Below are 14,212 nucleotides of genomic sequence, written 5' to 3'. Positions count from 1 at the left end.
CTATTCCATTCAATGCTCATCAGCATTTTGTTAACAACGTTCCTACGACCACTGCGCGAGCCAGCCAGAGCATACATTTTCATCCACGTCGTATGTTGCCTAATGATTCGAACGTAGGGGGTGGCGTTTGTGAACAGGTATAGGCGGGATATTGACGGTTTACGGGCGGTGGCAGTGTTGCCAGTCGTTTTGTTTCATGCCCATGTCAGTGGCGTTTCTGGTGGGTATGTTGGGGTGGACGTATTTTTTGTGATCTCGGGTTTCTTGATCACCTCGATTATCCAGCGAGAAATTTCTACCAGAAATTTTTCGATTTTGCGCTTTTACGAACGTAGGGCCCGGCGCATATTGCCCGCGTTGTTTGCTGTCATCGTGGGGACGCTGGCGGCGAGCTATTTCTTTTTTATGCCGACAGAATTCGAAGATGCTGCGAAGTCTGCAATCGCGACTGTCATGTTTGTTTCAAATATCCTGTTCTGGTCTGAAACCGGGTATTTTAGCCCCGGCATTTATAGTCAGCCATTGCTACACACTTGGTCGCTCGCGATTGAAGAGCAGTTCTATATCTTCTTTCCGCCGCTCATGATGCTGCTGGCATGGATGCGTCAGGGTCCTAGAAAAGTAATTGCGGCGCTGACATTGCTTTCATTCGCGCTGAGCGCGTTAACCACATCGATGCGCCCCGAGATGGCGTATTTCCTGCTGCCTTGGCGCGCATGGGAACTGGGGTTGGGGGCGCTGATCGCGCTGAGTATGGACGATATTCGCCTTGGCCGTCGTATGCGCGAAGGTCTGAGCCTCTTTGGTTTGGCCAGCATTCTGTTTGCGGTTGCCGCCTTTGATGAGACGACGAATTTCCCCGGCTATGCTGCGTTGTTGCCAGTTGCAGGTGCCGGTCTGCTTTTGGCCTGCGGGGGGCACGGTGATACAATCAGCGATCGCTTCCTTTCGATGTCGCCGGTTGTTGGGATTGGGCTGATTTCATACTCGCTTTACCTATGGCACTGGCCGGTTATCGTGTTTTATCAGCAGATTACATTTGACAGGCCGGGCCTTGTTGGCTGCGTCATTGTGGTTGCTGTGTCGATCATTCTTGCGTGGATCAGTTGGAAATACGTCGAGGCGCCGTTTCGTAAATCTCCGGCATTCGGGCGCGTAAAAAATGCTGCGCCCACGTTTTCGCAGGGTCGGATATTTGGCCTTTCGCTGGCAGGGATTTTTGCCATTGCTGCGTTGTCTTGGGGGATTGTTCAGGGGCAGGGTTGGCCGTGGCGTCTGCCGGATGAAGCGGTACGATTAGCTGCATTTACAGATGACCGACATCCGCAATTGCGTGAATGCACAGCGCGGTTTGATGGGTGGCGGGCACCCAGTGATCCTTGTATCTTTGGTGCCTCTGCGGGTGATCCGAGCATCGCACTATGGGGTGATAGCCATGCCGCTGCGTTGCTACCCGAGGTCGAGGCCGCAGCGCATCGGGCATCACTGCGGGTCGCTTATTTGTCTCGGTCGGGCTGCCTGCCAGTGGAAAATGTGGAGCGCTTAGACGGGCGGACAGGGCGCTGCGTTGAATATGGCAACGGCGCGATGGACTATATTTTGGACACCCCGTCGCTGACGACCGTAATTATCGTTGCGCGGTACGCGATGGCCGCCGACGGCTATCTTTTAGATTACGGGCTTGCCGAAAGGGGCTTTGGCCCAACGATATTTGAAGACGCTACCTCGGGTCGGTGGGAAGAAGGACAGCGGTTTGAACAGTTGATGGCGAAAATTGATGAAACCGTCACGCGTATCACCGATGCCGGGATAAACGTGGCGGTCGTCTATCCCATCCCCGAAATCGGGCACAAAGTGCCAGAAACACTAGCTAAACTTTCGCTGCAGGGGCGGCCCGTCGCAGAGTTTGGACTGCCGCGTGCCGATTTTGAAGCGCGTAATCATGCAATCATCGAAAGATTGGATGAGATAACGGCCAAGACTGGGGCGATGCAGATACGACCTTATCGGTATCTATGTGATGATCTGCTTTGCCGCACTTATGAAGAAGGTGAAGCGCTATATTACGATGATGATCACCTGAGCAGTGCGGGTGCGGCCCTGTTGAGACACGAGTTCGATCGCGTCATGAAAGCGGGCCAAGTGGCAGCGCAGGTTATGGAAGGGGATGGCACATTATGACGCTTGATGTGATCTGTGTCATCGACCCGCGTTTTGCCGGGGGGACCGCTGCGGCGATGGCTAGCGATATCAATGCGTTCCTGGATGCGGGACTTGAAGTGGGGTTGGTCGAGGTAAAAAGCCCCTATCTTAGCGATGTGACCGAAGCACGGAGCAAAGCCGTTGCCAAGATCCGCGAAGACAACCGTCTTCATGTTATTCACGATACCGCCTACCGTGTGGTTAAGGCGCGTGCGGCGTTTCTTCATCATCCGATGACGTTTTTTTATGGGCTGGATCAGCCGATTCAGTTGCAGGTCGAAAAGTCGTTTATGGTGGCGCATCACCTGCCGTTCCGGGGCGATGGCTCGCTGCAATATGATCCAATTGTAACGTCGTGGCGTGCGTACCGTGCGACCGGGGCCAAGCCCATTTGGGCGCCGGTGTCGGGGATATGTCGTCAGCAATTACAGTCCTTTGCGCCCCTGATACGCCTTGCCTCGCAAGACTGGCCGAACGTATTCGATGTCAGCGCTTGGACCCCCACGCGCGAGATTTTTACTGGCGATCACATCACGATTGGGCGGCACGGGCGTGCTGATCTGTTGAAATGGCCGGAAACTGCGGCCGAGATCGCGGCGAGCCTGCCATCGTTACCAAACACGCGCATTCGGGTCATGGGCGCGCCGACGGCAGAACTGGATACGATGGGCGTTGATCGTTCCAGCTGGACCGTGATCCCGTTTGATGCCGAACCAGTTGCGCAGTTCCTCGATCAGTTGGACGTGTTCATTTATCATTTTCACCCCAATTCCAGTGAAAGCTTTGGCCGTACAGTGGCTGAGGCGATGTTGATGGGCGCGGTTTGTATCCTTGATCCGCGGCTAGAGCCGACATTTGGTGATCTTGCTTTGTATTGCTTGCCAGATGAAACCGCCGCAATGATCGGGCGCTTGCGCGCGGACCCGGCTGCAGCCCGCAGCCTTGCCGACCGTGCCAGAAACAGCATTGCTGCACGCCATAGTATTGGGTCGGTTCCTGGCCGGCTAAATGACCTAATGGCGGGCAAGACTGCGGATAACCAAACAGAGGAACGTGTCGTTTCGCCGCTCGAGGTTCTACGCAAGACTGCCGGAATGATGCGGCGGCGCGAGTATTTTCTTTCCCAGCTTGGCGCGAGGCAGTAACTGAATGAGTATCCCCGCTGACGTACCAAGCCGCAAGATAGGTGTTAAAGAGCTGCGCAAAGCCTTTTGGGACCGGGCAGAGAAATCTGCCTGCACGATTTTCCGTTGGGTTCTGCGTGCGAAATCCCAAGATATGACCGAAGCGGTTAAGACCCGGCCCGCGCTTATCCTTGCCCCACATGCGGATGATGAGACATTGGGTTGCGGCGGCATCATTGCGCTAAAGCGTCAGGCAGGCACGCAGGTGACAGTCGCAATTGCCACCGATGGGTCGGCTAGTCATCGCCATGAGCGTTGGCTGACGACCACAAAGGAGCAGTTGATCGCATTGCGCGAGGTTGAAACCCGTACGGCTTGTGAGGCACTTGGCATGTCGCCCGAAGGTGTGCGCTTTCTTGGCTTTAAGGACAGTGAGTTAGCGAACCAAGTCGCTGATCTGAGCGAGGCAATTCTGGCGCTCATCCGGCAGACGCAGCCCCGCGAGGTATATGTTTGTGCAGAAGTCGACGGACATCCAGACCATGTTGCGCTGGCTCAGGCTGCCCATCTCGCGATGCAAAATCTGTCTGACCCAAGAGTTGATCTGTTTGAATATCCGGTTTGGAGTTTTGATTTTCGTTCGTGGCGCCATCAAGGCAAAACAAACACGCTTGGCTTCTTGTTTGGGGTTCGCGACATGATGCGCACAGCGTTTAGCTGGCGCATGCGGTCGGTGTCCATCGGGCCAGTGTTGCGGATCAAGACAGAGGCGCTGTATGCCCATCGGTCGCAGCTTGGGGACTATCCGCAAGAGCCGCATTGGTCTGGACTGCCCGACGCGTTTCTTGATCATTTTCTTAGAAATACTGAGACCTTTCGCCATGTGCCGCCCGTACAAAAGGGATCAGAATGAAGCAGCCAGCGATCATATTGATCTGTCACAAAGCACCATTCGGCAAAGCAATGGCAGCGGCGTTAAGTGAACGATTTGGGGATGGCTTTGTTGGCGTTCTTGCCATCGACCGCAAGAAATCTCGGCTTAAACAACTACGCAGCCGTATTAAAAAGGCGCTAACAACAACACGACTTGAGCGCCGCGTCTTGCGGGTAGAACGTAAGTTAGCGCGCGAAGCGGAAAGCGTCTTTTTACAACGGGCCAAACCGCCTGAGACATGGCCGCAAGGGATCGCGGTTCACTATACCGACAACCCAAATAACGCCGCTAGCGTCGCTTGGCTGGCGGATCACGCACCTGACATCATTGCGGTCACGGGCGCACCTATTCTTCGCCAACCGGTCTTTGATCTTGCGCCTATGGGCGCGCTAAATATGCATTCTTCGATCTTGCCCGATTATCGCGGGACGCAGGCCGAGTTTTGGCAAGTGCTTGAAGGGCGGGTAGATACCTGCGGTGTGACGATTCACTATATCGATGCGGGGGTCGATACTGGTCAAATCGTGCTGCAACGTCCGACGCAAGCAGACCCCACGACATCCCCGCAGATGGTGCGTACGCGGAATCTAATCACAGCATTGGATGCGATGCCCGACGCCCTAGAAAGCGTGTTTGATGGCAGCGCTGAGCCGAGCCAACAAGGGCAGGGGGGCACCGCCCGTCGCAGCCAAGATAAGACGCTTGCCTTGCGTGCGCGTCTTCTTGCGGGACTTGGTTACCGGGCGATGAACACATGAGGATTTCGCTAAGCCTATGAAACAACGTATTAGATCAGCTGCCGTTGCGGCGATTTTGCAGGTACGCCAGCACAAGGCCGAAGACGCGATTGTTTTGTCTTGTGATCCGCGCAGTGGGTCGACGTGGCTGAGTGAGGTGCTAAGCGCGTCGACGCCAAGTGCTGTCATTTGGGAGCCATTTCACCGTGATCATGTGCCGCAAATCCGTGACATCGGCTTTGCGTGGCGCCAGTACATCCCGCCAGAGGCCGACTGGCCCGAGGCGGAAAGGCTTCTACGCAAAATTCTGTCGGGTGGTTTGATTAATGAATGGACAAGCTGGGCGAGCCCGGTCGCTGATTACATCAAGGCAGAGCGACTGATTGTAAAATGCTGCCGCGCGAATGGTTTTCTACCCTGGATGGTAAGAAAGGTCGCGTTCAACAGGCGGCCCATTCACTTTCTGCGTCACCCATTTGCCATCACGGCCTCGCAAATCAAGATGGGGAATTTTGACACTTCGGGTATGGGCGCGGACCTAAATCGCGGCAGATATTCGTCAGATTTGGCCGAAAGTGCGGCCTATATTCGCGGGTTAGAAACCCCCGAAGAAAAGATCGTGGGGATGTGGTGTCGGACGCAAAAAACAGCCCTTGAAGACGAGGTGACCGAAGCGTGTGTGACGCGGATGTACTACGAAACCTTATCGCTATTTCCGGAGCAAGAGATCGAAAGGCTCTTTGCTGGTTGGGGAGAATCGGTTCCTGAAAATGCCCTTGCGCAAGTTCAAAAAGCCAGTCGAATGACCCAAGAACAGAGCCTTTTGGAGAATCCAGAAGACCAGGTTAGCAAGTGGCGGACAAAGTTTTCTGATCGTCAAATTGAACGCATGTGCCGCGTTTTGAAGGATTTTGATATCGAAATATATGGCGAAGATCCAATGCCGAAAACGACTCACTTTATTTCACGTGAATAATTTGGGCAGTCATATTTGCGATACATTTCATAAGCATAGTAGTGATTGTTGACCAATTTTTGAAAGCGACAATGATCTTTTGTTAGTGATTGGAATTTGTTGATTACCTAACGGAAGGTGTTGCAGCTCGCTAACTTATTTGGCGCTTGGGTCGAATTTTAGGCAGAAGAACCACAGGTTGTGATGCATAGGACAGCAAATGATTAATATTTCCTTGCCATCTAACCCTTCTCCGATAAGTATAAAGGCATTGAAATAATTAAGTACGGCGGAGTTCCCCTTCCAATTTCTGTTCTTGGGTCCGCTGTTTGTTAAATAGGTGGATTCAATCGATATGTATCAGTCATATTCTCTACACGTGCCCAATTCGTGGACGACCTCTTCTCGCGGCAAACGTATTTTTGATGTCGTATTCTCTGTATTCATGCTCGTTCTATTCACGCCTGTCATGCTCACCATTGCTTTGCTACTAAAGTTTATGGACGGCGGCCCAGTGTTCTATGGTCATACTCGTGTCGGTAAAGGAGGCGAGGAATTCCGTTGCTATAAATTCAGAACGATGGCGATGAATGCAGACCAACGTCTGGATGCGCTTCTAAAAGACAACCCTGCATTGCGTGCAGAATGGAACGATACGCGCAAGCTGCGTGAAGACCCTCGCATCATTCCTGGCATTGGTCATCTTCTTCGGAAGTCCAGCTTGGATGAGCTGCCGCAGGTCTTTAACGTTATCCTTGGTGATATGAGCATCGTCGGGCCACGCCCAGTCGTGGAGGACGAGCTAGAGTACTACGGCAGATATCGGCATGCGTATTTGTCGGTGCGTCCGGGTCTAACAGGACCATGGCAATCTGCACAGCGCTCTGACAGCACTTACAGCGAACGTGTGCGTCTTGATGCGGACTATGTCCGCAACGGAACGTTAGTTAAGGATGTCGTGATTGTCTTGCTGACTGCTCGCAAGTTTCTCAAACTTAACGCCAGCGGTGCCTACTAGGGCTGCCGGTTCAGAACCAAACTGTGGCTGCGCGCGGCGGGATGTGTTATTCCGTCGCGTGGAAAGCTGAGCATCGATCAGAACGAGCGGTCCACTTAGTAACCAGCCAGCGCAGACCCAGACGAATAGGTTGCCGCCAATGCTCATGCTCAGCACGCCCGCAGCTAGGACGGTAAGGCATATGATGAGAACTACACGCTGTAATTGCATGTCGGAGTGTTTATCACGCGCATATGTGCTGTTAGCAGTCATTTTTTATGTTGATCATATTGCCCGGTCGTTATTGGGGCGCAAATACGACATTTCGGCGGCTTTTTGCCGATCATTGGCGACAAAGCAGCGAAAGCCTGCCGATTGTTTTTATCCTGAGGTCCAATCGTGCGTCTGACACGGGCACGCCCTTCCACTGACAACTTCTTTGCGAGCGTCAGCCAATTAATGGGCGCACGCGCAATCATGATGTTTTTGCAGTTCCTCAGCCTGCCAATCCTTGCCCGCCTTTTAACGATCGAAGACTTTGCCATTGTGAGCCTTGGAATGGTGGTTCCGGTTTTTGCAAATACCTTTAGCGACGCGGGTTTTGGCCGCTCGCTTATCCGGACGCAGCATTACGACGAAACCGAATGGAGCACCGTGTTTTGGTTCCTCGCCGCCTTGGGCGTTTTTCTTGGCCTGATCGTCGCGGCCATCGCACCGTTTTACGCCCATGCCATGAACCAACCAGAACTGGTTGCGGTCATAATTGTTCTGGCCTCGGTCCCCATGATGCAGTCGCTTATTTCCGTGCATCAGGCCGAGATTGAGCGGTCGTTCCGCTTTGATGTCATGTCAGGCGTCATCGGTTTTTCTGGTATAACAAGCGTAGGTGTGGCGGTTGGTATGGCGTTTCTTGGCTACGGCTATTGGTCACTTGTGATTCAGCAGGTGCTTTTGGTTGGGATACGAATGTTCGGTGTGTTTTGGCTATCATCGTTTCGGCCACGGCTTGTCTTTCGCCGGTCATTGCTGCGGCCTCATCTGAAATTTGGCACCAATACGCTGCTGTTTTCGGGTGTGATGGTCCTGCAAAATCAGGCACCGGTCATCGCCTTTAACCAGGTATTCGGGACCCTTGCCGTTTCGTTGTGGTCTATGGCCGAGCGCGTATCCAGGTTTCCGCGCCTTGGTATTACCGGTCCACTGTCCCAAGTCGCCATGGTCTCGATGTCACGACAATGGCGTGATGGCGCGGGTGGGGCGGATGTTGGACGATCTTATATTGCGGCCACGCGGTTGCTTGCGACGTTCATGTTTCCGGGCATTCTGGTGTTGGCTTTTAATGGACGACCGGTCTTCACGTGGCTGCTTTCTGAACCTTGGGGTGGGATCGCCATTATATTCGGGCTCGCTGCTCCCGGATTTCTTGTCGATATGATCACGTCACTTGGCGCTCGCGTCTTCATGGTCGCCGACAGAACTGACCTGCGGCTACGAATGGCTATTGAGCGTTGTTTCTTAGGTGTTGCGATCTTTCTCGCGGCTTTGCCTTTGGGGTTAGAAATTGCGGTTTTGGTGCGTAGCCTATTCGCCGTTGCCTACCTGCCGCGGTACTGGAGCTACATGAACCGCTGTGTGCCACTGAGCATCCGATCCGTCGCGATGCCGCTAGTCCTCCCGTCGTTCGTGGGGCTAGTGATCGGTTGGTTGGGGTCATTCATCATACTGCCGTTGGATTTTCCCGACGCCGTACAGACGCTTCTCATACTCGTACTATGCCTTTTAGCGAGCGGGCTGACCGCGTTAGTGACGTGGCAGGGCATAAAAGCAGACATCAACTGGTTGCATAGTTCTGCAAACGCAAACGGTCGTTGATAAGCACCTATGCGCTAAACTTTTGACTGTGCACGATTACGCCGGATGATGTGCATGCTTGATATGCTGGGCGTTACCCCAACATAGCGAAATAGGCGGCCTGTCGTGCGACGAGTTCGTCGTGGGTCCCTATTTCGACGATTTTGCCAGCGTCGATCACCACGATCCTGTCGGCGTGGCGGATTGTGTCTAGCCGGTGGGCGATGATCAGCGTTGTTCGTCCGACGGCAAGCCGTGCGAGTTCAGCCTGTACTTCGCGTTCCGTGCTGCGATCGAGCGCTGAAGTGGCTTCGTCGAGCAGAAGCACAGGTGGATTACGCAGGAAGACGCGCGCGATTGCGACTCGTTGGCGTTGTCCGCCAGACAGCATCACGCCGCGTTCGCCGACGATTGTGTTCAACCCCTCGGGTAGAGTTTCGATGAGCGGTTCAAGCCGGGCCTGTTTCACGGCCTCGCGGATTTCTGCGTCGGTCGCGTCTAGCCGTCCATACGCAATGTTATCGCGCAATGTGCCGCCGAACAGGAACACGTCTTGGGACACGAGCCCGACCTGTTTTCGCAGAGAATCTAGCGTCATTTTCTGCAGCGGCACCCCGTCGATCCGGATTTCGCCGCTGGTTGGGTCGTAAAAACGTGGGATCAGTGCCATGAGCGAGGTTTTCCCAGCCCCCGATGGCCCGACAAAGGCTACGGTTTCGCCCGGCTTCACATCTAGTGAAATTCCATGCAGCACACCGCGGGCGCCGTCATAGCTGAGCTCTACGTTGTCGAATGTGATTTCGCCGCGAAGGGCAGGGGCGGGTGTTGCGTCTGCTGCGTCGGTAATGTCGGGCTTTTGCGAAAGCAGGTCCAAATAGCTGCGGAATCCGGCGATCCCGCGTGGGTAGGTTTCGACCACGGCGGCGATTTTTTCCAGTGGGCGGAAAAACACGCCAACCAGCAGCAAGAATGCGACATAACCCCCGGCAGACAGCCCGCCCTGAAACACGTAGCCAGCGCCAGCGACCATCACGACGACTTGCACCGCGCGCAGCCCCATATAGTGCAGCGCGGTGAGGGCGGCGATGATCCGGTATGCCTCTAGCTTGGTTTTGCGGTAGCGCTGGTTGTCGCTGTCGAACAGGTCGCGTTCATGGTTTTCGTTGGTAAAGGCTTGGACAACACGGATGCCGCCGATGCTTTCTTCGAGCCGAACATTAAACGCGCCGACCCGGCCATAGATGGCCTGCCATGTGCGTGTCATCCGTCCGCCATAGACGGCAAGAAGCCAGACCATCACCGGAACAATCGTGAGCGTGATAAACGCAAGTGGTGGATGCAGGTAAAGCATCAGTGCGAATGCCCCGATGAACGTCATCAGCGCGATCAGCACATCTTCGGGGCCGTGGTGGGCGACTTCGCCGATTTCTTCGAGATCGCGGGTGACCCGGGATACCAGTTTGCCTGTTTCATTGCGGTCAAACCATGTCCAGCTAAGCCGGGTGATATGCGCAAAGGCGCGGGCGCGCATTTCTGTTTCGATATTGATCCCAAGCGTATGGCCCCAATAGATCACCACTGCCATCAGCCCGGTATTCACCAGATAGACCGCAACCAGCCCAAAGGCGGCCAATACCGTCATGGCCCAATCACCCGCCGGAAGCAGTTGGTCGATAAACGCTGCAATGGCGAGCGGAAACACCAGTTCTAGAAGACCTGACAGGATGGCACAGGAAAGATCCAGCCACAGAAGTTTCTTGTGTGGCCGGTAGTAGGCGAAGAATTTGCGGAGCATGTGGCTGCGTGACCTTCGGGTTTAGTTGGGGTGTGCGATTGGGGTGCCATCGGCGCGGGAAAGCACCTCCATATTGGCACCATAGATGGATTGCAGTTCGGTTGGGTTCATCAGGTCAGTCGGGGTCCCTTGCATGGCGACTGTCCCGCCGCGTAGTGCGACGATGTGATCGCAGAACCGTGCTGCCATATTGAGATCGTGTAACACGACGATGATGCTGCGCCCGCTGTCGTGGCTAAGTTTCTGCACGAGGTTCAGAACTTCGACCTGATGCACGATATCCAGCGCCGAGATCGGTTCATCCAGCAGCAGGCAATCGGCCTCTTGCGCGATCAACATAGCAAGCCATGCGCGCTGTGCCTCACCCCCCGAAAGCGTATCAACCCGTCGATCCGCAAGCCCATCCAACCCGCAGGCGGTGACAGCTTCATCGATGGCGTTTTGGTCTTCGGGGCCGGGTCGGCCAAGCGGCCCATGCCAAGGATATCGCCCGAGTGCCGCGAGTTCGCGTACCAGCAATCCTTCGGCCGTGGGCAGGTGTTGCGGCAGATACGCAAGTCGCCGTGCCAGTTTGCGTGCATTCCAGTCGGGCAGTGATTGACCGTGAAAGGCGATGGTGCCGGATGTGGGCGTGATCTGCCGTGCCAGCAGTTTTAGCAGTGTCGATTTGCCAGACCCATTATGCCCGATCAGCCCGGTTACCTTGCCCGCAGGCACCGACAGTTTCACATCGTCCAGCAGCGTGCGTCCCGGCACGGTGAAGGTCAGGTTTTGAATGTCATACAGTGTGGTCATGCGGGTCTCCGCAGTAGTAGCCAGATCAGCCAGGGTGCGCCCAAAAGCGACGCAAACAGGCCAAGTGGCAGGTCATAAGGAAAGCTTGCCATACGTGCGCCGAAATCGGCGGCAAGCATCAGCAATACGCCGATAAGCATACTGCCAAGCAAGTGATCAGTTGCGCGGGCAAATCCCAAATGCCGCGCCAAATGTGGTGCCATCAAGCCAACAAAGCTAAGTGGCCCAACAAGGATTGTGGCGGCCCCAGTCGCCAGCCCAGCAAGAAGGACCATAGCAACCGTCGCCAACCGTACTGGAATGCCAAGCGCGCGCGCGACCTCTGGCCCCAGTGGGAGGATCGCCAGCCAACGGCCCAAGAAGAGCGCGCCGATAGTTAGTCCGACTAGCAATCCGGCCAATGCCGCCGCCCCAGTACCTGTGAGTGCCGATGCGGACCCAGACAGCCAAGCGAGAATAGCAAAGCTTTTCATTGTGCCTGCGGCCATCAAAAGTGAAAGTACCGATGCCGCAAGCGATGACACGGCCACACCTGCCAGCAACAGCCGCTCTGGCCGTGCGTTCCGGCCCAAAACGCATAGGGTAATTAATGCCAGCGCCAGCGCCCCGCCGACTGTTGCCCCTAGCGTTAGCTGCAATGCAGTTGGTGCCGCCGTCAGGAACAACAGCCCAGCATATCCCATTGCCGCCCCGCCAGAGACGCCTAACACCTCGGGCGAGGCAAGCGGGTTTGCTGTAAGCCGCTGAAGGATTGCGCCTGAAAGGGCGAGCAGCCCACCAGCGCTTGCCGCGCCAATCAGACGCGGTAGCCGATTGGGCAGGAACAGGGCAAGGCTTTCGCGGTCAAGTAAGGCCCAGCCATCAGGCAGGCGACCGACCATAACAAGGATCACGAGCAAGACGATTGAAAAGACTGCCAATGCCCATAGCATTAGGGCAGGGCGTTTGCGTCGTGGTAATGCATCTGAATGCGCTGGCGGCGGTGTTGCGCGAAGGCGCGGCAGTAGCCACAGCAATAGGGGCCCGCCGATCAAACCTGTTACAGCGCCAGTTGGGAACATTTCGCCGCCTGCGCCAGCGACGGTCAGCACCAGCCCATCACATACTGACAGTAGCAGCGCGCCTGCGATTGGTGCCATCCAAAGCACCTGCGCTGGTTTGCGTGCGCCCAATGCGCGGCTGATTGCGGGGGCTGCAAGCCCGACAAAGGCGACCAGTCCAACAGTTGCCGATACGCTTGCCGCCAGTCCACATGCCAAAAGCACCGCTAAACCGCGCACCCACGCGACGTTCAGCCCAAGCGATCGCGCCGTTTCTGCCGCTAGTCCCAAAACGCTAAGCGGGCGTGCCAAAAGCGCTGCGCCGATGCCGCCAATGATGAGGGCCGCGATCAATGTGAAGGTTGGTCCCCAGCCTGTTTGCACCAATGAACCGCCATTCCAAACGACCAGTGAGAACAGATATTGCCCCTGCGCCAGCGTTAATGCCGCCGCAAATGATGAGGCGAACAACGCGACAAGCATGCCGGCGATCACCATTGTCACAGGGTGGAATGCGCGTGCCGCCCCGATGCCCATCACGATTGCCAGTGCAGCCATCGCGCCGAACATGGCGATTGGCCAACGCCCCCACGCCAGCCACTCGGGGGCCAAAACAGTCACGGCGACTAGGGCAAGTTGCGCCCCCGCGGAAATGCCCAGTGTTGACGGATCGGCGATAGGGTTGCGCAGGACGATCTGCAGCAAGGCACCCGAAAGTCCAAGTAATGCCCCAACCAGCAATGCGATAATCCCGCGCGGCATGTGACCATAGGCAAGTAGGATGTGGTCAAAGCTAAGGCTTGCAGCGTCAAACGGCGGCAGCGGCCATCCACCCGTTACCCAAGGCTGCGCCGCAGCGAGCCAAAGCCCAACCGCAAGAAGAAACGAAAGTGGCAGTATAGCGATCTTCATCCAGCGTGCCCTTGGGTTAAGGCGTTGGTCAACAACCGCGCAAACCGCAGCCCGGCGGGAAGCCCGCCAAATGGGTTGATGTTGCCTATTGTGGCAAAACGGCCTTGGGCGACTGGCTCTAGCCGGTTCCAAAGCACCGAATTGCGTAGGCCTTGTTCGGCGACGGCAGGAATGCCGGACACCGCGATGATGCGGGCGTCAGGCTTTGGTGCAAGCCGTTCAAGCGGGACCGGCGCGGCAAATGAGTATTCGGTGCTGCCATCCCACGCATTGGTTAGACCCAATAGGGATAAGACGGCGCCAAACATGCTATCTGCGCCGAACGCGCGGAAATGGCGAGGGTCGCCGATTTGGGTGATGTAAACGGGACGGTCACGAAATGGCGTGAGTGCGTCGCGCATTTGGGCCAGTTCAGCCTGTGCAGCGGCTTCGACCTGATTTGCAGTTTCAGGGATACCAAGCTGCCCGGCCAAGCCGTGCAATGCCTCGATGGATTTTTGCCACGGGTCTTTGTCGGCGAAATAGAAGGTCTGGCTGAACACAGGCGCAATCGCGGAAAGGCGCGGCTCAATATAGCCGTACCATGGCGACGAAAGGATCAGGGTTGGGCGCGTTAATTGCAAAAGTTCGAAATTTGGTGCGCTGCGTAGTCCCAGATCAACAACCGATTGCGGAAGGTCGGGGGTCACGGCATCTGCGCGAAATCGGATCAGTTCGCAGGCGGCGACGGGAACAATGCCAAGCGCCATAGCGGTTTCAAGCATGGCCCAATCAATGGCCGCAATCCGAGGCGTATCCGCCCGCGCAGGAAGCGCGAGCGACGCAAGAGCGCCGCACATAAATGCGCGGCGCCCAAAGGTGTTAGAAGCG

General features: G+C 55.8%; 11 protein-coding genes. 7 read left to right on the top strand and 4 right to left on the bottom strand.

Translation table 11 applies throughout. From position 1 onward, the window contains the following. The first annotated feature begins 120 nt into the window (after positions 1 to 120). From ACHUEV_RS15990 to ACHUEV_RS15960, 7 genes are all read left to right on the top strand, one after another. Complete coding sequence (locus tag ACHUEV_RS15990) at positions 121 to 2,181, top strand: acyltransferase family protein (protein ID WP_394181620.1); 2,061 nt, start codon at positions 121 to 123, stop codon at positions 2,179 to 2,181. Beyond that, entirely contained in the window at positions 2,178 to 3,347 is a 1,170-nt protein-coding gene (locus ACHUEV_RS15985) for a glycosyltransferase family protein (protein ID WP_394181618.1), read from the top strand. Before ACHUEV_RS15990 ends, ACHUEV_RS15985 begins: the two co-directional genes overlap by 4 nt. 4 nt (positions 3,348 to 3,351) lie before the next feature. Further along, complete coding sequence (locus tag ACHUEV_RS15980) at positions 3,352 to 4,239, top strand: PIG-L deacetylase family protein (RefSeq protein WP_394181616.1); 888 nt, start codon at positions 3,352 to 3,354, stop codon at positions 4,237 to 4,239. Further along, the gene (locus tag ACHUEV_RS15975) at positions 4,236 to 5,018 is read left to right on the top strand and encodes a formyl transferase (RefSeq protein ID WP_394181614.1); all 783 of its coding nucleotides are present in this window, start codon (positions 4,236 to 4,238) and stop codon (positions 5,016 to 5,018) included. Before ACHUEV_RS15980 ends, ACHUEV_RS15975 begins: the two co-directional genes overlap by 4 nt. A gap of 16 nt (positions 5,019 to 5,034) precedes the next feature. After that, positions 5,035 to 5,973, top strand: a complete 939-nt coding sequence (locus ACHUEV_RS15970; protein WP_394181613.1) for a hypothetical protein — start codon at positions 5,035 to 5,037, stop codon at positions 5,971 to 5,973. A gap of 358 nt (positions 5,974 to 6,331) precedes the next feature. After that, entirely contained in the window at positions 6,332 to 6,970 is a 639-nt protein-coding gene (locus tag ACHUEV_RS15965; RefSeq protein WP_394181750.1) for a sugar transferase, read from the top strand. 378 nt (positions 6,971 to 7,348) lie between these two features. Next, positions 7,349 to 8,821, top strand: coding sequence for an oligosaccharide flippase family protein (locus tag ACHUEV_RS15960; protein WP_394181612.1), 1,473 nt, complete (start codon positions 7,349 to 7,351; stop codon positions 8,819 to 8,821). A gap of 73 nt (positions 8,822 to 8,894) precedes the next feature. On the opposite strand, the gene ACHUEV_RS15955 is transcribed toward ACHUEV_RS15960, so the two are convergent. The 4 genes from ACHUEV_RS15955 to ACHUEV_RS15940 are packed head-to-tail and all read right to left on the bottom strand — an operon-like array spanning position 8,895 to position 14,181. Then, the gene (locus tag ACHUEV_RS15955) at positions 8,895 to 10,595 is read right to left on the bottom strand and encodes an ABC transporter ATP-binding protein (protein ID WP_394181610.1); all 1,701 of its coding nucleotides are present in this window, start codon (positions 10,593 to 10,595) and stop codon (positions 8,895 to 8,897) included. A 21-nt stretch (positions 10,596 to 10,616) separates the two neighbouring features. Next, complete coding sequence (locus ACHUEV_RS15950) at positions 10,617 to 11,390, bottom strand: ABC transporter ATP-binding protein (RefSeq protein ID WP_394181608.1); 774 nt, start codon at positions 11,388 to 11,390, stop codon at positions 10,617 to 10,619. Then, on the bottom strand, positions 11,387 to 13,342 hold the full coding sequence (gene fhuB, locus ACHUEV_RS15945; protein WP_394181606.1) for a Fe(3+)-hydroxamate ABC transporter permease FhuB: 1,956 nt from the start codon (positions 13,340 to 13,342) through the stop codon (positions 11,387 to 11,389). Before fhuB ends, ACHUEV_RS15950 begins: the two co-directional genes overlap by 4 nt. Further along, positions 13,339 to 14,181, bottom strand: coding sequence for an iron-siderophore ABC transporter substrate-binding protein (locus ACHUEV_RS15940; protein ID WP_394181604.1), 843 nt, complete (start codon positions 14,179 to 14,181; stop codon positions 13,339 to 13,341). Before ACHUEV_RS15940 ends, fhuB begins: the two co-directional genes overlap by 4 nt. Between the last annotated feature and the right edge of the window lie 31 nt (positions 14,182 to 14,212).

Origin of the sequence: Yoonia maritima (genome assembly GCF_043641945.1) — a bacterium.
GTDB lineage: Bacteria > Pseudomonadota > Alphaproteobacteria > Rhodobacterales > Rhodobacteraceae > Yoonia > Yoonia maritima_B.
Note: the sequence above shows the minus strand (reverse complement) of the source record. Positions and strands in the feature narration are given on the sequence as shown.